The organism is Clostridium sp., assembly GCF_047718555.1.
Lineage (GTDB): Bacteria > Bacillota > Clostridia > Clostridiales > Clostridiaceae > Clostridium_I.
In genome coordinates this window covers 66685-86097 of the sequence record NZ_JBDNRK010000011.1, presented here as the reverse complement: position 1 = coordinate 86097, position 19413 = coordinate 66685, and the positions used below count along the sequence as shown (strand labels likewise).

Genomic DNA, 19413 nt, shown 5'->3' with positions numbered 1-19413 from the left:
TTGATAAGGTGAGTATATGGATGAGGTAAAAGAGATAAGAGTAGGGATAGCCGATTTAAATTTAGCCTATCCGCCAGATAGAATAATAACTGTTGGGCTTGGTTCCTGTGTTGGTATTGCTCTATATGATAAGTATAAAAAAATAGGGGGATTAGCTCATATAATGCTGCCGGATAGCAGCCAATTCAATAACATTACAAATGAAAAAAAATTTGCTGATCTTGCTATACCTATTTTGATAGAAAAAATGGCAGAACAAGGATCTAATGTAAGAAATATAAAGGCTAAAATTGCTGGTGGAGCATCTATGTTTAATTTTACTGATAAAAGTATGAATATGGATATTGGAAAGAGAAACAGCATAGCTGTGAAAAATGTATTAAGAGAATTTAATATACCCATATTAAGTGAAGATGTGGGTGGCAATAAAGGGAGAACCATGATTCTTCACACTTCAGACTTTATTGTTCAAATAAGAACTGTAGGGCTTGGCATAAAAGAAATTTAAGTTCTATGAAGATAAATATAAGTGAAAACTGAGGATGTAAATGGAGTGATATTATTTGGAAAGCATAAAGGTTTTAGTAGTTGATGATTCAGCATTAATGAGAAAAATAGTATCTGATATGTTAAATGAAAAATCAGACATTTATGTTGTAGATACAGCTAGAAATGGGCAGGATGCACTTGAAAAGATTAAAAAACTAAATTTAGATGTTATTACTCTTGATGTGGAAATGCCCATTATGAATGGTATCGATACTCTAAAGGAACTAAAAAAATGTAATATAAATTTACCTGTAATTATGTTGAGTGGTTTCACAAAAGAGAGTACAAGACTAACTATGGAATGCCTGGGATTAGGTGCTTTTGACTTTATCTCTAAGCCCTCAGGGGCTATATCTATAGATATTAATAAAGTTCAGGATGAGTTGGTTTTAAAGGTAAGAGCTGCTTTTCAGGAATGTTTAAGCAGAGGTAATTGCAGGGTAAAGAAATTATCAGTAGATTCTAAGCAGGAAAATTATAAGGATAAGATTGATAAGATTTCTTTTTCAGGTATTGAAGCTGTGGTTATTGGTGCATCTACAGGAGGGCCTAAGGCGGTATACAATGTAATTACAAAATTTCCAAAGAATATAGGCGTCCCAATCTTTATTGTTCAGCATATGCCAGCAGGTTTTACAAAGGCTTTTGCAGAAAGATTAAATTCTAATAGTGAGATAGAGGTAGTTGAAGCCAAGGAAGGTGAGATATATGAAAAGAATATAGCTTATGTGGCACCTGGAGGTTTTCATATGGAAGTAAAAAGTGATGGCAGGATTCATTTAAATAAAGAGCCAGCTATATGGGGAGTTAGACCAGCTGTAGATAAGTTATTTAAATCTGCTTCAGAAGTTTTTAAAAATAAAATTATAAGTGTAGTTTTAACTGGAATGGGAAAAGATGGTGCAGAAGGTACCAAGGTAATAAAGCAAAAGGGTGGAATAACAATATCAGAAGATGAATCCACTTGCGTTATCTATGGCATGCCTAAAATGGCCTATGAAACAGGTGCTGTAGATTTCGTAATACCCCTTGATAAAATTGCGCAGGAAATTATAAAAATAGTTCATGGAATCAGGAGGTAGTAATGGATTTAGAGCAGTTTAAAGATTGGGTCTTAAAATATTTTGGAATAAATTTATTCGCCTATAAGTCAAACCAGCTTCACAGACGAATTTTAAGCTTGATGTCAAGAATTGGCATAAGCAGTATTGATGATTATGTAAAACTTTTAAAAACTGATTATGCTCAAAGACAAAAATTTTTGGATTTTATTACTATAAATGTAACAGAATTTTTTAGAAATCCAGAATTATTCAAAGAACTTGAAAGAGAAATTGAAATATATGTAAAGGAAAAAAATCAGAATCTAAAAGTTTGGAGTGCTGCTTGTTCTATAGGAGCAGAGCCTTATTCACTGGCCATAATTTTTGACAATTTAAAAAATGTGAATAAGCCATCAATAATAGCCACGGATATTGATACAACTATTTTAGAAAGAGCAAAAAAAGGTGAGTATACATTATCTGAAATGAAAAATGTAGAAAAAGAATATAGGGATAGATATTTTAAGCTAGCAGGGGATAAATATCTTATAGACACAAGCATTAAGAACATGGTAACATTTAAGAAGCATGATTTAATACTTCAGGATTATGAAAAGAATTTTGATTTAATTGTATGTAGGAATGTAGTAATATATTTTAATCAGGACATAAAAGAGAAAATATATCAAAAATTTAGCAGTTCGTTAAAAAAAGATGGCTTGTTATTTGTAGGGGCAACAGAAAGCATATATAATTACAGAGATTATGGTTTTGAAAAAGCGTCTACTTTTATTTATAGAAAGCTGTAAGGGGGAAGAGTACTTTGGATACTTCACAATATTTGTCAATGTTTTTGGAAGAATCAATGGATAATCTACAAAGGTTAAATGAAGTGCTTCTACAGTTGGAACAAGAACCAGAGGATGTAGATAAATTAAATGAAATATTTAGAGTTGCACATACCATAAAGGGTATGGCAGCAACTATGGGTTTTAATAGAATGGCAGAGCTCACTCATAAAATGGAAGATGTGCTTTCAGAATTTAGAAATGGAGAACTCAAGGTCACTCAAAAAGTAGTTACAGTATTATTTAAATGTCTTGATACCTTAGAAAGAATGGTAGATAATATATCAAATGGTGAAGAAGAAGAAATACCTGTGGAAGATATTATGGACAAGCTTGAGGATATATCTAAAAATGCTATGAATTCTTCTGAGGAAATAGCAGCTAAAGAGCTGCAGCAGGAGGAGGAGCTAAATGGTGAAGAGGAGAAAGCTTTAAAGGACAATGGAAGAGCTGGTAAAATACAATTAAATGAATATGACACAAATGTGATAAAGCAGGCACTAGACAAGGGTTATAATGCTCTGGAAATTACTATAATGCTTAGTGAGACAACTCTGCTAAAATCTGCCCGCTCTTTCTTAATATTTAAGAGCCTTGAGGAAAGTGGAGAAATTATCAAGTCTATTCCAAGTACAGAGGATTTGGAAAATGAAAATTTTGATTTTGAAATACAACTTCTATATTTAACTGGAAGTTCTAAAGAGGATACTAAAAAAATATTAGAGGATATTTCAGAAATTGATAAGATTGAAATAACTAATGTAGATGAAAATACTATAAAAGCTTATTATAATGATTATAAAGTGGAAAAGCAAGTTAAAAAAGCGGTGGAAAAAACTGAAGTAAAAGCTGTACAGCCTCAGGTAAAAACTAAGGTAGGCACTGAAAATACACAAAAAAAACCTCCAGAAAATCATAAAAAAATTCATCAGTCTGTAAGGGTAGATCTTGAAAGATTAGATAAATTTTTAAATATGGTTTCTGAACTGGTAATAAATAGGACAAGGCTTGAACAAATAAGCAGTAATTATAAGCTTACAGAACTTAATGAAACTATAGAACAAGTGGCCAGAACTACAAATGATCTGCAGGATCTTGTTATGAAAATCAGAATGCTTCCACTGGACACTGTTTTTAACAGATTTCCAAGGATGGTAAGGGATTTATCTGTAGAATTGGATAAGGAGATGGAACTTATCATAGAAGGACAGGACACAGAACTTGATAGAACTGTTATTGATGAAATTGGAGAACCTTTAATTCATCTTATAAGAAATGCAGCGGATCATGGTATTGAATCCAAGGAGGAGAGAATCTCTAATGGTAAAGATGCAGTAGGAAAGATAAGGTTAATAGCTTATCAGGAAGGTACTAAAGCAGTAATAAAGGTTCAAGATGATGGTGCAGGTATAGATGTAGAAAAAGTTAGAGCAAAGGCAGAAAAAGTAGGTATTAATACTGCTGGGATGAATGAAAATGATATTAAAAATCTTATCTTTGCCCAGGGCTTCAGTACCAATGAAACTGTTACAGATATTTCAGGAAGAGGAGTTGGTATGGATGTGGTTAAGACAAAGATTTCAGCTCTTGGAGGCACTGTAGATACCAGCAGTGAGGAAGGAGAAGGTTCAACCTTCACCATAAAATTACCTCTAACTCTTCAGATAATAACTGCTCTTCTAGTAAAAGTAGGGGAGGAAAGCTTAGCAATTTCATTAAACTATATTGACAGCGTTATCGATTATAAAGAGGAAGATATAAAAAGAACTAACAATAAAGAAGTTATTGTGTATAGAGGCAAGGTACTTCCTATAATAAGAGTCAACGAACGTTTGGGGCTTCCAAAGACAAATAAGGATAAAGTTTACATAGTAATAGTTAATGTGGGGGAAAAAAGTGCAGGACTCCTTGTGGATTCACTTCAAGGTCAACAGGATATTGTAATAAAGCCACTGGGCAAAACTTTAAAGCAGCTTAAGGAATATATAGGGGCAACAATACTTGGAGATGGATTTGTAACTCTCATTCTTGATGTTGCCGCCTTTGTATAGGAGGTGAATCAATGGATTACTCACAGTTTACGCCAATGCAGCTGGATGCACTTAAGGAAGTAAGTAATATAGGAGCAGGAAATGCAGCTACAGCTCTATCCAGCCTTCTAAACAAAAAAGTGGACATGACTGTTCCCTCGGTAAATGTAATTCCTCTGGAATCTGTATTTACAAAAATTGATGCAGAGAAAATAGCTGTTGGGGTTATTGTAAGAGTTTTGGGAGATACACCAGGAAATATTCTGTTTATATTTGAAAAAGAGATAGCTTTTGATATAATTAAGACACTGACAGGTACGCAGGAAGAGGAACTAAGTGAAATGGGAGCTTCAGTAGTGGCTGAAATAGGAAATATAATATCTGCTTCTTACATGAATGCCATAAGTAGGTTTACAAATCTCACTATAACACCATCGGTACCAGCTGTAAGCTACGACATGATGGCCGCTATTCTTTCTACTAGTTTTATTGAAGCCGGCCAATTTGATGATAATGTGCTGGATTTTGAAACAGAATTTTTACAAGAGGATTTAAATAAAATAAGCGGGCATTTTTATTATATACCTATGCCCGGTTCATTAGAAAAAATATTAAATACATTAGGAGTAAATTAATTTGGAGGTTGTATAAAATGGCAAAAGTATTAATTGTTGATGATGCTGCTTTTATGAGAATGATGATAAAGGACATACTGGAAAAAAATGGATTTGAGGTAACAGGAGAAGCTAGTAATGGATTAAAAGCTGTAGAACTTTATAAAAAGGAAAGACCAGATGTAGTTACTATGGATATAACTATGCCAGATATGGATGGCATAGAAGCTGTAAAGGCAATAAAGGAATTTGATCCAACTGCAAGGGTAATTATGTGCAGTGCCATGGGACAGCAAACTATGGTAATGGATGCTATAAAGGCAGGGGCAAAAGACTTTATTGTTAAGCCTTTTCAGGCAGACAGAGTACTTGAAGCAATTAGAAAAGCTATAGGTTAAGTTTTGTGGAATATAAGGTATTTTCTATAAATACCTTAGTTGGAGGTGAAAAATGTGCAGGTAGTTATTTTTAAGTTGAAAAATGAACAATTTGCGGTGGAAACCTCAAAGGTTCAGACTATCAGCGAAGCTGTAACAGTAACTAAAGTTCCAAAAGCACCAGAGTATGTAAAGGGCTTGATTAATTTGAGAGGTACTGTAATCTCTCTTTTAGATATAAATTTGCTTTTGGATTCAGAAAAAAGTGAAGCTGACCAGCAAAGTGTAATAATATTAAAGCTTGAGGATGAACTTATAGCCATTTCAGTGGATCAGGTAGATGAAGTTTTGGAAATAGATGAAAATATAATAGAAAATATTAAAGAAGATACAAAAAAATCCTATGTAAAGGGAATTATAAATTTTAAAGATAGAGTAGTAACTTTTATTGATATTGATAGATTGATTGCTAAATAAAGCACAAATTTAGAGAAATGAGGGGAGAAAATGGCAGACGTTTTATCTCAAAATGAAATAGATGCTCTTTTATCTGCCTTATCCTCTGGTGAACTAAAGCCAGAAGAAATTCCAAAGGAAGAGGAAAAGCAAAAGGTTAAGCTTTATGATTTTAGAAGTCCTCAAAAGTTTTCTAAAGATCATATAAGAACACTTGAACTCATACACGATAATTATGCCAGGATTATTTCAAATTATCTTACAGCTCAGGTAAGAAGCAATGTGAAGGTGAAGATTGAATCTGTCGAACAGATAACCTATGAAGAGTTTATTCATTCTATACCAAATCCAACCATTCTTACGATTTTTAAAATGCCTCCGCTTAGTGGCTCTATATTGTTTGAGACAAATCCTCAGTTTGTATATCAGATAATAGATATTCTACTTGGTGGAAATGGCTACGGTAAATATAAATCAAAGGAATTTACGGATATCGATAAAAATATTATTACGAAAATCAATCAAGAATTAATATCAAATTTGAAGCTTGCTTGGGGAGATGTATTAGAAGTTAAACCAGAAATAGAAGCCCTAGAAACTAACCCCGCTTTAAACCAAACTCTAGCGCCTCATGAACCTGTAGCACTTATAACTTTTTCTGTTGAAATGGCCGATAGCAGCACTTTTATAAATATATGTATACCTTATTTGAGTATAGAAAAGGTATTGGATAAACTGGTAGTTCAATATTGGTATCAGGAAAATGATGAAACTATAGTTAATCAATCAAGAGAAAAATTAAAGGACAGACTAAATATTGTAGATGTGCCATTGGTTGCAACTTTAGGAAGTGCCAGTATTACAGTAGATGAATTTTTAAAGCTTTCCGTAGGTGATGTAATTACTCTTAACAGTAAATGTAGTGATCCGGTTTCTGTTTTCATAGATGGAAATGTGCATTATACAGGAAAACCAGGAGTCATAGGAAAAAGCATGGGAGTACAAATTTTAGATATTATTGATAAGGATGTGGAAAATTATGAGTGATGGTTTTCTTTCACAGGAGGAAATAGATTCACTTTTAAATGGTGGATCTACTTCTCAAAATGAAGAAGAAATAGAGAAGAATGATATTCTTTCAGATATAGAAAAGGATATGCTTGGTGAAATTGGGAATATATCTATGGGATCAGCATCAACGGCACTGTCTACCATAATAAATCAGCAGGTTAATATAACTACTCCTGTAGTTACTATTACAACCTTGAAGGAACTAAGAGCTCAGTTTCAGGTTCCAAACATTGCTTTAGATGTACAGTATACCAGTGGTATAGTTGGAGAAAATCTTCTTATAATGAAGGTTACTGATGCTGGGGTTATAGCAAATTTGATGATGGGTGGAGACGGACATGTTAACACTGTAGAGCTGTCAGAAATTGAACTCAGTGCAGTTTCTGAGGCTATGAATCAGATGATAGGTTCTGCAGCAACAGCTATGGCTACTATGCTTCTTAGAGAAGTAAATATTTCTCCACCAACTTCAGAAATAATTAATAGTGACACTCAAAAATTGTCAGCAGGAATAACTGATGATGAGCAAATAATTGAAGTTGCCTTCAGAATAACTATAGGAGATCTGGTAGATAGCAGCATTATGCAGATACTTCCAATATCTACAGGTAAAAAACTCAGTTCAATTATGATGGGTGTGCAGTCTGAAGATAGTGAATCTGAAAATACCAATAATGAGACTGCAGCTGATAATCAAACAGCAGAATTAAAAAGCCAGCCTTCAGTGCAGTATCAATCTGAAAACAATGTAAATTATGAGCAGGCTCAGAGTAGAATTGTAGAAAAACCAATTGAAACTCCACAGCCCCAGGTAGAAGTACAAAAGGCGAATTTTCAACCGCTGCAGGACAAATCTATTTATGCTGAACCAAAAAATATTGACTTAATATTAGATGTACCTCTAGATATTTCCGTAGTTCTTGGAAGAACTAAAAAAAATATAAAGGAAATTTTAAACTTAGGTACAGGCTCTCTTATAGAACTGGATAAGCTTGCAGAGGAGCCTGTAGAAATACTAGTCAATGGTAAAAAGATAGCCTATGGCGAAGTGGTAGTAGTAGATGAAAATTTTGGAGTTAGAATATCCAGTATTGTGAGCAATGATGATAGAGTTAGAAGTTTGGGAAGATAGAAATTCTCTATTAAAATATACATTTGTAAAAGTTTTTTTACAAATGTATATTTTTTTACATATATAGAAAAATTACGCCACTAGTGTGAAAATATTACCATCACAAATTGCAATTTAATAAAAAAATTGTTGACAAAGGTCTAATTATTTTGTAATACTAACACTAAACTTTAATATTAAAATAACGATAATAAAACTAAGATAATACAAAGGCTTGGAAAATTATTTATTGTCACAGGCCTAAGGTAGGGAGTGTATTAATATGAAAATAAATGGAGTGGGTTTAGGAAAGGTTTTACAGATGTATAACAATAATAGCAGCAAAAATGTTTCTGAAAATAAAACCCCGGAAAAATCAGCTAAAGACTCACTGGAAATATCAAAGCTTGGTAAGAGTCTTAGTGCATACTCCACAGAAGAAAAAATTGGAACTTCAAAGGCAAAGCTTGCTGAGATAAAAAAACAAGTGGAAAACGGAACTTATAATAGAGACTCCAAACTAGTGGCACAAAAACTTTTGGATCACATAAAGGGAAAAGGTGTCTAGTATGAAAGAACAGCTGAAGAATGTAATGGTAAAGGAATACAAGGCTTTGGAAGAACTTCTTAAATCCTTGGAAAAGCAGCATGAACTCTTTCTGAAAAATGATATTTTTCAACTTGAAAATATAGTTAAAACTATAGAGAGTAATAACAGAACTATTGCGGGGTTTGAGGTGGAAAGAAGAAAAATTACCGGTGCAAACTCCATGAATGTTTTGATAAAGTCCTTTAAAGATGAGGAAATGGAAAACAATTATAGAAATATAAAAAAACTTTTAGAGGAAATAAAAGTTCAAAAAGAAAGTAATGAACTTTTATTCAGGCAGGGCTTAGTATTTACAAACAGAGTATTAAATATATTCAGTCCAAACAAAAATTTAAAAACCTATAATTCTCTTGGGAAAATGGGAAGATAAGTGAGGTGTAATAATGGCAGGATTATTTTCAACTTTTAATATTGCAACTAGTGGTATATCAGCCCAGCAAAAGGCTATTGATGTTACTTCACATAATATAGCAAATGCAAATACGGAAGGATATACAAGACAAAGAGCGGTTATAGAATCAAACAGTCCCTATAATATGCCATCAGTTAATGCCATAAGCGGTGCCCAGGTAGGAACTGGTGCTACGGCTACAGCTATACAAAGAGTTAGAGATGATTTTCTTGATTATCAGGTAAGAAACGAAACCAGTACAAAGGGTACCTATGAAACAAGAGATAATTATTTAAGTCAAGTAGAAAGTATATTTAATGAACCTAGTGATAATGGTATATCCAATTTAATGGGTAAGTTTTTTGACTCCTGGCAGGAACTGTCAAAACAACCTCAGGGTTCAGATACAAGAACTGTTGTAGCACAGCAGTCATCTGCATTGGCAAATTCATTAAATCAGGCTTATAATCAAATGCAAAGTTTAAAACAGGATTCACAGTCTTTTTTACAGAATCAAGTAGTACAAATTAATGGTATGCTTAACCAGATAGACAGTCTTAATAATCAGATAATTAGTGTTAAGACTTCTGGAAATGAACCAAATGATCTTATGGATAAAAGAGATTCATTGTTAGATAAATTAAGTGAGGATTTTAATATTGCTGTAGATAAGCAGAGTTATGATGGAATAAATTTAAAACCCACAAACACAGCCGGAATTACTGATGCTTCATTGATTCAAGGACAAGGCAATACTAACGTAAAAAGATTTTCATATATCAGTGATATTCAGCAGGTGGGAAATTCAGGTGAATATAAGATAACCTATTATAAAAATGGAGATACAACTACAGATGCAAATAAGGTAGAAGTGTATGTATCTGGCATGGACGCAGATAAAGCAAAGCAACTCGATGAAAATAGAGTATTGTGGGCTGACAGTAATGGATTTGCTATAGGTGCTTCTGTGGATGAAGCTGGTAACAGTAATGGTCATGGCAAAACGCAAAATGATCCTGTGGATTTTTCACAGCTCAAATTGTTTACTCCTGATAATGGAGAGTTACAGGGAGCCATGTCAGTACAACAGGACATTGATAACTACACAGATCAATTGAATAAAATGGCAAAGTCTCTGGCATTTACAGTTAATGCAGTAGTAAGTGGAAGAACAAGCGTTGGAGATCCTCAAAATCCACTGCAGACTAATCCTCCAGATGCTGATTATATGCCATTCTTTGTAAATTCTGCTTCAGCAGCCTACTCTACTGATAGTAATGGAAAGGCTGTTTTAAGCAATTTAGGTGAGACTTTAAATAATGAGGTTAATATAACTGCTGGAAACATTAGTATAAACAAAGAAATTTTAAGTGATGTTATGAAAATTAAAGTCTCTACTCATGATGACCAATTTGCTTATAAAAGTAAAAATGATATAGATGGAGTATCAGATGGAAAGAGAGCTCTTGCAGTTGCACAATTAAGGGACGTAATTACTTCAGTACAGAATATTAATTCCAGTACTACAAGAAGTGATTTTATAACATCTCTTGCTCCGGATGGCAACGGTGTTGGAACAGTACAAAACAGTAGTGATGGAATGACTATGGATGATTATTTTAAGAATACAGTAGATAAATTAGCAGTTCAGGGGCAGCAGGCGCAAAGAGTGGTTGCAAATCAGACTTCCTTGCTGCAGAGTTTTCAACAATCCAGGGATTCTGTATCCGGGGTATCAATTGATGAGGAAATGGCTAATTTAATTCAATATCAGCATGCCTATCAGGCAAATGCAAAGGTTATATCAACAGTTTCCCAGCTTTTAGATGTAGTCATTGGATTAATACAATAACTTTATTTTAGGTGGAAAAGATACCTTCTATAAATTATAAGAGGTGAAAATATGAGAATTACAAATAATATGTTAACAAATAATTTTTTATCTGATATGCAGAATAATCTTCAAAATATGCAAAAAATACAGCAGCAGATGACATCAGGAAAACTTATAAGCAAAGCATCAGATGACCCCTTTATAGCTTCAAGATCTATGCAGCTTAATTCACAGCTGGGTGCCAATTCCCAATACAAAAGTAATATAAAGGATGCTTCTAATTGGCTTGATACTACGGATACCACTTTAGGTCAGGTAGGAAACGCTCTCTCTCGAATAAATGAACTTTTAGTTTCTACTGGAGATCCTGGATACAGTAATGATGAAAATCAATCTGTAAAGGATGAAATAAATCAGATAATAAGTGGTCTTTCTCAAACACTGAATACTAATTTTGATGGGAAATATATATTTTCAGGCACAAGATCAGATGCAAAAGCTACTGCTGCAATTACAGATAGTAATGGAAACACACAACTAATGTATAATTTGCCTAATAGCACTGCTAATGGTGTAACCCTTACAGCGGCACAGCTTAACCAGAATAATAAGGCCCTTGGCATGATACAGCAAAAGCTTTCTACAGAAATATCCCAGGGAGTTACCATGGATTACAGTGTATCTGCCACAGATATTTTACAATATGGCAGCGGAACTTCTTCACCAAGTAGTCCTACAGATTTAAAAGATTTACTTCAGTCCATTGTAAATCATTTAGATGGAAAAAATGCAGATGGCTCAGCGCCAGCATCGGGAGCTGCCAGCCCTACAAGCCTTTTAACTACAGCTGATTTACAAGGTATACAGGATGCAGCTAATAATGTATTGAGACTTCGTTCAGAGGTAGGAGCAAAGGCAAATAGAATGAAAGATGCAGCTGATAGTAATGATGCTCAAACGCAAAATCTCACTACAATACTATCAAAGACAGAGGATATAGATATAACCCAAAAGACTATGGAGTATGCTACGGCTCAAACTGTATACACCGCAGCACTTCAGACCAGTGCAAGGGTGCTGCAACCTTCACTTTTGGACTACCTTAGATAGAAGCAGTGGAGAATTGAAAGTTGAAAGTGACTGCCAACTTTCAACTCATAAATAGAAGGGTGAATTTTATGGAGCTTAAAACAAAATATCATGGAACAATTGAATACAAGGAAGAAGAAATAATATATTTTAAAAAGGGAATTCCAGGTTTTCAGGATTTAAAAAAATTTGTACTCTTTCCTGCGGAAGAAAATGATTTTTTCAGTGTGCTGCATTCTGTAGAGGATAATAATATAGGTTTTATAGTTGTATCACCTTTTAATGTAAAAAAAGACTATGAAATAGAACTAAATGATGCTGTGCTAAAGGACTTAGATATAAAAGAAGAAAAGGATGTTTTAATCTTTAACACAGTTACTTTAAGCTCAGAGGTATCAAAAATAACTTCTAATTTAAAGGCTCCTATAGTAATAAATATAAAGACTAAATTAGGGGAACAAATAATACTAAATGATGAAAAATATGAAATAAAGTATCCCTTATTTAAGGAGTGAGTTTTATGCTCGTAATTACAAGAAAGAAAGATGAATCCATACGTATAGGAGATAATATAGAAGTTAAAATTATAAAAATAGATGATGGCTCTGTGAAGATTGCAATAGATGCTCCAAAGGAAGTAGTAATCCTTCGCGGAGAACTCTACAAGGAAGTAGAGGAAGAAAACAAAAATGCGGTAGTTTTTGAAAAATCGATTTTAAAGAATATAAAAAAATAATTTAAAATAGAGGTGTGTTAATATGGATGTTAGCAACATTAGTCAAGGAAGACTAGCAACTTCAGGATCGTCACAAACTATCAGTAATGAAAAAAATGTATATGTAAATACAAGTAATTCAAATAATGGCAAACAAAATAGTGCTGAAAATAAAACTCAAGACGGACAAATTACAGAAAGTCAAGTAAAAGATGTTGTAGATAAAATGAATAAGCTTTTGGATGGAGAAAATACTCATGTAGAATATGAAGCTCACAAAGGCATGTGGAATGCAGTAATAAAGATAATGGACAACAAAACAGATGAAGTAGTAACACAAATACCAGCAAAACAAGTAGTAGATGCTATGGAAAATCTTTATAATTCAGTAGGGATTATAATGGATAAGAAAGCTTAGTAGAGTGAAGAGTTAAGAATTAAGAGTTAATAGTTTAGGATGATTTTTAGCTTTGCTAAAAATTTTTAATTGAAATTTAAATTTTTCTCAGTGAAACGTAGAAAAATTATCTATAACTCTTCACTATTCACTTTTAACTCTCAACTGCATTTCTTGGGGGTGTTTCTATGGAATTCAGATTAAATAAAATAGATGTGGAAATAAGACAGAGAATTAACGAGAAGAGAAAAGAAGGTAAAGTACACAGTAATGGAAATGTAAAAATAAATAAAGTTAATTCAGATAAAAACGATAATAGTAGAGACGATAAATTTGAGCAGGTAATGTCAAAGTTTAAAAAAGGTAAAAAGAAAATTATTGTCCAGGCTGTTAAAAGTGAAAGCCTAGAAGTGGATGCTTTTAAGGATAGTAAGGTCAGCTTGGAGGATATTGGTATATATTTGGATACAAAAAAATAGGAGGTATAGTTATGTACGCAGCTAATGCCTATAATACTTACAAAAATAACAGTGTTAATTTTGCTTCTAAAGAACAGTTATTGCTGATGCTTTTAGGCGGAGCAGTGAAATTTGCTGGTAAAGCAAGACAAGCTTTACTGGATAAGAATATACAGGAGTCACATAAGAATTTAGTTAAAACTCAGGATATATTTTATGAACTTATGGCATCTCTAGATGTTTCAAAGGCTGGAAATTGGGGAGAAAGCTTAAGGGCATTGTATCAATTTATAGTAGAAAAGCTTACAGAGGCTAATATGAAGAAGAGTGTTGAAACTTTAGATGAGGCCATGCCTTTTATTGAGCAGGTTAGGGATATGTGGAAAGAGGCGTATAAGGTTTCTAAGGGAAAATAAAAAAACAATTAAGAGTTAAAAGATTAAAGAGAGAAATAGCTAAGAGTTAAGAATTAAGAGTTAGAAGTGTAGGATGATTTTTAGCTGTGCTAAAAATCTTTAATTTAAATTTTCCGCAGTGAAGCGGAGAAAAATTATCCATAACTCTTCACTCTTCCCTTTTAACTCTTAACTGAATAAAAGGAAGGAGAGATTTAAATGAGTGATATATCTTCAACAACATCAACACCTAGTGGTATGACAGGTGCTGGTGGCGGACAATTGCTTAGAATAACTGGTATGGCATCTGGACTAGATGTAGATGCTATGGTTAAAAAAATGATGATAGCAGAGCAGAGTAAAATTGATAAGGCAAAGCAGGATCAACAGGCAATACAGTGGAAGCAGGATGCTTATCAGGGGATTATTAAGGATATTAAGGATTTGCAAAGTTCCTTTTTTGACACAGGTAGTTCAGATACAAATATCTTATCATCCACAAATTTTTCACCATTTACAGTAAGTGGTGTTGGTACATCTACAGTTGACACATCAGTAGCCACTTTTACTCCAGGAGTTGGAGCTCAAACAGGGACATACTCAATACATGTTAAACAGTTAGCTGCTGGTGCAGGGGTAAGTAATACAGTATATGCACCAAGTACTCAAACAACAACAAAAGCAACACTTTCTACAAAATTGACGGATATAGGTTCACTAAGTGGTTCTATTCAATTGGCATTAAAGGTAGGGACTAGTGATGTTAATGTTACCTTAGATAATACAGATGGTAATTCTACATTAGGAGACTTAGTTAATGCTATAAACAATCAAGGTGGAGGACTTGTAAAAGCAAGTTTTAGTGAACTTACTGGTGGTTTTAAATTAAATACCACTACTACAGGAACTTCTTCAAGTTTAACAATAAATAGTGGGACTACAGCAAGTTTAAGTAGTATTTTGGGCGAGTATACGGTAGGTACAGTAGTACATGGTCAAAATGCAGATGTAACAATTACACCACCTGGAGAAACATCTGGAGTTAATGTTACTAACCAGTCAACTAACAATTTTACTATAGACGGAATGAATTATAACTTGTCAAGCTTAAGCTCAGACCCTACCAATCCTTCTTCAGTAGTATCAGTTAATGTGGGTTCTGATACTCAAAAGGTATATGATAAAATTAAAAGCTTTATTGACAAATATAATACTATAGTAGATGAAATTCAAACAAAAATTGATGAAAAAAAAGATAATAATTATCAACCTTTAACGGATGCACAAAAAAGTTCTATGAGTGATTCACAAATTACAGCTTGGGAAACTAAAGCTAAGGTTGGTATTCTTAGAAATGATGATAATCTTAGCAAGCTACTTAATGATCTTAGGACAGCATTTACCACAGCTGTAAATAATGCTGGGTTTTCATTTGGATCTTATGGTAGCAACAGTATCGGATTGGATACATCGAAAACTGACTATACTAAACCTGCACATATTTATATAGTAGATTCATCTAAGCTAAAAGCAGCCATATCAAGTAGTAGTGATCAAATATTAAAGATGTTCACTAATGTGTCAGCGGCTACTGATGGCGAAACAAATTATGATAGCAGTACTACACAATATAAAGAAGATGGAATTTTTACCAGAATTAAAAGGATATTTGAAAACAATGCTGGTAATACAAATGTAACTCTAAATAGTGCCATATTAACAAAATATGCAAATTACCAAGATAATTATAGCCTTTATGGAGGTGGCGGAAATAATACACTTCCAGATCAGTTGTATCAACAAACACAGTTGCTTAAAAAACTTAATACTGAGTTTAGTGATCAGCAGGAAAAATATTATAAACAGTTTTCCGCACTAGAAACTGCACTGACTCAATTGAATTCACAGCAATCTATGCTTTCACAGCTTGGTATGTAATACTGAAATAAAAAATTTAAAAGAAATTTTTTATTAGTCGAAAGTTGATAATTGACAGTTTAAGAATAGATTGGAAATTATTAACTATTTACTCTCTACTTTCAACTGCCTTTTAGATTGGAGAAGTAAGATGAATACATTAAAACAGTATTTAGATGATTATAAAATTGTCACAATAGATATTATAAATAATCTCTACTGTGGTAAATTAGATAAAATAGATGAATTTATGCAGAAGAGACAGAATATTTTAGATGCCATAGGAAACTTAAATTGTTCTAAGAAGGAATTTAATTCAATTAGTAATGAAATTGAACTAGCTGATATTGAAAAAAGATTAAAGGACGTAATGACAGAAAAAAAGGAAAAGTTACGAACAGAAATGGAAAAGATTTCTGTGTCAAGGAATGCTAATAATAGCTACAATAAGAGTTTGTATGGCAAAACAGTAATATTCAGCAAAAAAATATAGAAAGTTTTAAAATAAAAAAATATAAGATAAAAAATATTATAGAAAATTAGAAAAAGTTATAAAGTAAAATATTAGATATACGATAAAGTAAATATAGAACAAAAGATGAAAATAAAAAATAGAAGTTATAGAGAACTAATTTATTTTATGATGGTAGAAGGTTGCCGAAGTGTTGAAAGTCAGCATTTTGTTATCAATGCCCATGAAGCATTGATAACACTGGATGATGAAATTCAGCAAAGATGCAACAAGATGTCAACAAGTACAAGTTGAAAAGCAACAAAATCTAGTTAGTAGGCTCAAAGAGCTTAACTATAAATAAAAAACAGTGGAACAAGGATGTCCACTTTAAAATCAAGGAGGAATTTATTATGATAATTAATCACAATTTAGCAGCTAACAATGCTATTAGAAATGCAAATATCAATGCTACAAATGCAAGCAAATCAATGCAAAAACTTTCTTCAGGTCTTAGAATTAATAGTGCATCAGATGACGCAGCAGGATTAGCTATATCTGAAAAAATGAGAGGTCAAATCAGAGGATTAGACCAAGCTTCAAGTAATGCACAAGATGGTATTTCATTAGTGCAAACTGCTGAAGGTGCGCTTAATGAAACTACTTCCATTCTTCAAAGAATGAGAGAGTTGTCAGTTCAAGCTTCAAATGATACACTAAATGATACAGACAGGGGACAAATACAAAAAGAAGTAAATCAGTTAACTAGTGAAATTGATAGAATTGGGAATACTACAGAATTCAACACCAAAACTTTATTGAATGGTTCTTCAGGCAAAGCTGCTGAAGTAACAGCTTTTACAGCTACTGGAAATAAAGTAAATGTTTTAAACACTGGTGATTTAGCTATTGGTGGTACTTATGCTGGTATTACAGTGACTGCTGCAGCAACTAAAACATCAGTAGCAGCAGGTGCAGCTGTTGCAGGTGTTACAGCAGCAGGTGCAACTAACTTAGTGTTGAATGGTGTTTCTTTTAATTTTGCTCAAAACACAGCTGCAGCAGATATGGCTGCAGCTATAAATGCAAAATCAAGCGAAATTGGTTTTACTACTTCTGTAGCAGCAGGTGCACTTACTTTTACAGCTAATGATTACGGTTCAGGATATACCCTTACTGCTACAGGAACTGCAGCAACTGTTGTAGGAGCATCTACAGCTGGTACAAATGCTAATATAACTTCTTTACCTGCTGGTGTTACAGCAGTTATTTCAGATAGTAAGCATGGTGCTCAAGTTACTTTAACTGGTGGAAGTTTAGATGGTACAAAAATAGATACTGCAGGAACAGCAAATGCCGATACATTTGAATTAACAGTAGCAGATAATAGTTTAACTTTCCAAATAGGAGCTAATGAAGGCCAAACAATAAATGTAAATGTAAATGATATGCGTTCTGCTGCTTTAGGTGTAAATAATATAGATGTAACATCAGCTACTAAAGCTACAGCTGCTATTACGACTATACAGACAGCTATTGACAAAGTATCAGATGAAAGAGCTAAATTAGGTGCTTATAGTAATAGATTAGAGCATACTATAGCTAATTTAGGAACATCAAGTGAAAACATGACATCAGCCGAATCAAGAATCAGAGACGTAGACATGGCTAAAGAAATGTCAACATTCTCTAAGAACAACATTCTTAGCCAAGCTGCTCAAGCTATGCTTGCTCAAGCTAACCAACAACCACAACAAGTTCTTCAATTATTAAGATAATTGATAAACTTACAATAGGATTATTAAGGAGTCAGGGTGAACAACTCTGGCTTCTTTAAGTTAGATGGAGGATTAAAATGTTGAAAAATGTATTAGTTGTAATACTAAGCAATGATTTTTATAAACTATTTATTTCAGGATTTTTCCTTCCAATTATTATTTCATTTATTACTTTTAAAATAACAAACATCATGAATAATAGAAGAAATAGCATACAATCTAAAAATATAATTTTTCATGAAATAAATAGAATAAATAAAGTATCAGAAGATTTTCACACACAAGCTGCTCAAAATATTAATTATTTAAAGGAAAATTGCATTGATGGTGTTGTTAGTATAGTATTAACTGGGATGTATACAATATATTCAGATAAAGAATGGATAGCTTACATTAATATTTTAAAAGCTAAACTTAGTGCTACAGAATATGACAAATTAATAAGTTTTCATAAGATTTATACTAATTTGGATTCTATTTACCCTATTAAATCATATAAAGATAAAGTTGAGGATAATAAAGATGAATTATTGAAATGGTGGAGTGCAACCGAAAATATTTACATTAATGAACAAATTAAAGAAATGAAAAATGAAATTGAGAAAATTGAGAAAAAGTTAAAAAGATTGAAGTAGTAAGTAGGCTGCTTCGCACCCCACTAGGGTAACTGTTACTTGGGAAAAATGGTAAATGAATGAGTTGATGTGATGAATGAAAAAGAAGGACTAAAGCAACAATTAGAAAAGGAATTGCAGTGGGTTCAGTACAGGCAGAAGATGTTGGACATTATTGAAGATAAGCTGCTGCAAATGAGAGAGTTAGCAGAGAAGTCTAAGCATGATAATCTTACTGTAGGTGAATTGGAAGAACTAAATGCTAGGCTAAACGACTTAGCAGCACAGGTTAAAGCAATAGATGGAGAAATCAGAAAAATAGAAGATGGAAAAATACTTGAATGAGCATCAGTGACTATAGAAAAAAGGCTATTGACGCTCATTTTTGCTATGAAGGCTACTTGTATTTTGTAGGGCAATCAGGGCACAGCCTTATTAGCCCTACTGTCCTCTAAAATAGAGGTAGTCAGTGGAAGTGAATTGAAGATGTTGTGGGAACACCTCTCTAAGCCTAAAATACCGACATTGTTGACACTGTAAAAAATAGGATTACAATAGTGCTGATAGTGCCGATTTTTAGAGTAGAAAAATTGGGTTCACTGCAAAACTATTCTGTAGTGGTTGCAGTAGTAACAACTATTGCAGTACAATGACTAACGGAAAAT

At 33.1% G+C, this 19413-nt stretch carries 24 protein-coding genes; all 24 read left to right on the top strand.

Annotated elements, in window-relative coordinates:
- The first annotated feature begins 16 nt into the window (after positions 1-16).
- The 24 genes from ABF633_RS06910 to ABF633_RS06795 all read left to right on the top strand — a co-directional run bounded on the left by ABF633_RS06910 (position 17) and on the right by ABF633_RS06795 (position 19093).
- Positions 17-508: a chemotaxis protein CheD gene (locus tag ABF633_RS06910; protein WP_415522917.1), complete on the top strand. Its 492-nt coding sequence runs from the start codon at positions 17-19 to the stop codon at positions 506-508.
- Between the two features lie 55 nt (positions 509-563).
- Complete coding sequence (locus ABF633_RS06905; RefSeq protein WP_415522916.1) at positions 564-1631, top strand: protein-glutamate methylesterase/protein-glutamine glutaminase; 1068 nt, start codon at positions 564-566, stop codon at positions 1629-1631.
- A gap of 2 nt (positions 1632-1633) precedes the next feature.
- On the top strand, positions 1634-2401 hold the full coding sequence (locus ABF633_RS06900; protein WP_415522915.1) for a CheR family methyltransferase: 768 nt from the start codon (positions 1634-1636) through the stop codon (positions 2399-2401).
- Positions 2402-2415: 14 nt separating this feature from the next.
- Positions 2416-4491 (top strand): chemotaxis protein CheW, encoded by a 2076-nt coding sequence (locus ABF633_RS06895; RefSeq protein WP_415522914.1) that lies wholly within the window; start codon positions 2416-2418, stop codon positions 4489-4491.
- 11 nt (positions 4492-4502) lie between these two features.
- On the top strand, positions 4503-5105 hold the full coding sequence (locus tag ABF633_RS06890) for a chemotaxis protein CheC (protein WP_415522913.1): 603 nt from the start codon (positions 4503-4505) through the stop codon (positions 5103-5105).
- Positions 5106-5122: 17 nt separating this feature from the next.
- Positions 5123-5482, top strand: coding sequence for a response regulator (locus tag ABF633_RS06885; protein WP_415522912.1), 360 nt, complete (start codon positions 5123-5125; stop codon positions 5480-5482).
- A gap of 54 nt (positions 5483-5536) precedes the next feature.
- Complete coding sequence (locus tag ABF633_RS06880) at positions 5537-5938, top strand: chemotaxis protein CheW (protein WP_415522911.1); 402 nt, start codon at positions 5537-5539, stop codon at positions 5936-5938.
- A gap of 30 nt (positions 5939-5968) precedes the next feature.
- Positions 5969-6964: a flagellar motor switch protein FliM gene (gene fliM / locus ABF633_RS06875; RefSeq protein WP_415522910.1), complete on the top strand. Its 996-nt coding sequence runs from the start codon at positions 5969-5971 to the stop codon at positions 6962-6964.
- Positions 6957-8120 carry a flagellar motor switch phosphatase FliY gene (fliY, locus tag ABF633_RS06870; protein ID WP_415522909.1) on the top strand — a complete coding sequence of 388 codons (1164 nt, stop codon included), beginning with the start codon at positions 6957-6959 and terminating at the stop codon, positions 8118-8120. The genes fliM and fliY overlap by 8 nt, the downstream gene beginning before the upstream one ends.
- A 262-nt stretch (positions 8121-8382) precedes the next feature.
- Positions 8383-8667: a flagellar biosynthesis anti-sigma factor FlgM gene (flgM, locus tag ABF633_RS06865; RefSeq protein WP_415522908.1), complete on the top strand. Its 285-nt coding sequence runs from the start codon at positions 8383-8385 to the stop codon at positions 8665-8667.
- Position 8668: 1 nt separating this feature from the next.
- Positions 8669-9079: a flagellar protein FlgN gene (locus tag ABF633_RS06860; RefSeq protein ID WP_415522907.1), complete on the top strand. Its 411-nt coding sequence runs from the start codon at positions 8669-8671 to the stop codon at positions 9077-9079.
- Between the two features lie 13 nt (positions 9080-9092).
- Positions 9093-10952 carry a flagellar hook-associated protein FlgK gene (gene flgK, locus ABF633_RS06855; RefSeq protein WP_415522906.1) on the top strand — a complete coding sequence of 620 codons (1860 nt, stop codon included), beginning with the start codon at positions 9093-9095 and terminating at the stop codon, positions 10950-10952.
- A 51-nt stretch (positions 10953-11003) separates the two neighbouring features.
- The gene (gene flgL, locus ABF633_RS06850; RefSeq protein WP_415522905.1) at positions 11004-12044 is read left to right on the top strand and encodes a flagellar hook-associated protein FlgL; all 1041 of its coding nucleotides are present in this window, start codon (positions 11004-11006) and stop codon (positions 12042-12044) included.
- 68 nt (positions 12045-12112) lie between these two features.
- On the top strand, positions 12113-12538 hold the full coding sequence (fliW, locus tag ABF633_RS06845; RefSeq protein ID WP_415522904.1) for a flagellar assembly protein FliW: 426 nt from the start codon (positions 12113-12115) through the stop codon (positions 12536-12538).
- A 5-nt stretch (positions 12539-12543) separates the two neighbouring features.
- The gene (csrA, locus tag ABF633_RS06840) at positions 12544-12759 is read left to right on the top strand and encodes a carbon storage regulator CsrA (RefSeq protein WP_415522903.1); all 216 of its coding nucleotides are present in this window, start codon (positions 12544-12546) and stop codon (positions 12757-12759) included.
- Between the two features lie 22 nt (positions 12760-12781).
- Positions 12782-13156 carry a flagellar protein FlaG gene (locus ABF633_RS06835; protein WP_415522902.1) on the top strand — a complete coding sequence of 125 codons (375 nt, stop codon included), beginning with the start codon at positions 12782-12784 and terminating at the stop codon, positions 13154-13156.
- A gap of 167 nt (positions 13157-13323) precedes the next feature.
- A complete protein-coding gene (locus ABF633_RS06830; RefSeq protein WP_415522901.1) occupies positions 13324-13614 on the top strand; it encodes a hypothetical protein in 291 nt (96 codons plus the stop codon).
- 11 nt (positions 13615-13625) lie between these two features.
- Positions 13626-14009 (top strand): flagellar export chaperone FliS, encoded by a 384-nt coding sequence (fliS, locus tag ABF633_RS06825; protein ID WP_415522900.1) that lies wholly within the window; start codon positions 13626-13628, stop codon positions 14007-14009.
- A 198-nt stretch (positions 14010-14207) separates the two neighbouring features.
- Positions 14208-15926 (top strand): flagellar filament capping protein FliD, encoded by a 1719-nt coding sequence (fliD, locus tag ABF633_RS06820; protein WP_415522899.1) that lies wholly within the window; start codon positions 14208-14210, stop codon positions 15924-15926.
- A 130-nt stretch (positions 15927-16056) separates the two neighbouring features.
- A complete protein-coding gene (locus ABF633_RS06815; RefSeq protein WP_415522898.1) occupies positions 16057-16398 on the top strand; it encodes a flagellar protein FliT in 342 nt (113 codons plus the stop codon).
- 105 nt (positions 16399-16503) lie between these two features.
- On the top strand, positions 16504-16671 hold the full coding sequence (locus ABF633_RS06810; protein WP_415522897.1) for a hypothetical protein: 168 nt from the start codon (positions 16504-16506) through the stop codon (positions 16669-16671).
- A gap of 98 nt (positions 16672-16769) precedes the next feature.
- Positions 16770-18134: a flagellin gene (locus ABF633_RS06805; protein ID WP_415522896.1), complete on the top strand. Its 1365-nt coding sequence runs from the start codon at positions 16770-16772 to the stop codon at positions 18132-18134.
- A gap of 77 nt (positions 18135-18211) precedes the next feature.
- Positions 18212-18769 (top strand): hypothetical protein, encoded by a 558-nt coding sequence (locus ABF633_RS06800; RefSeq protein ID WP_415522895.1) that lies wholly within the window; start codon positions 18212-18214, stop codon positions 18767-18769.
- Between the two features lie 72 nt (positions 18770-18841).
- Positions 18842-19093: a hypothetical protein gene (locus tag ABF633_RS06795; RefSeq protein ID WP_415522894.1), complete on the top strand. Its 252-nt coding sequence runs from the start codon at positions 18842-18844 to the stop codon at positions 19091-19093.
- The last annotated feature ends 320 nt before the right edge of the window (positions 19094-19413 follow it).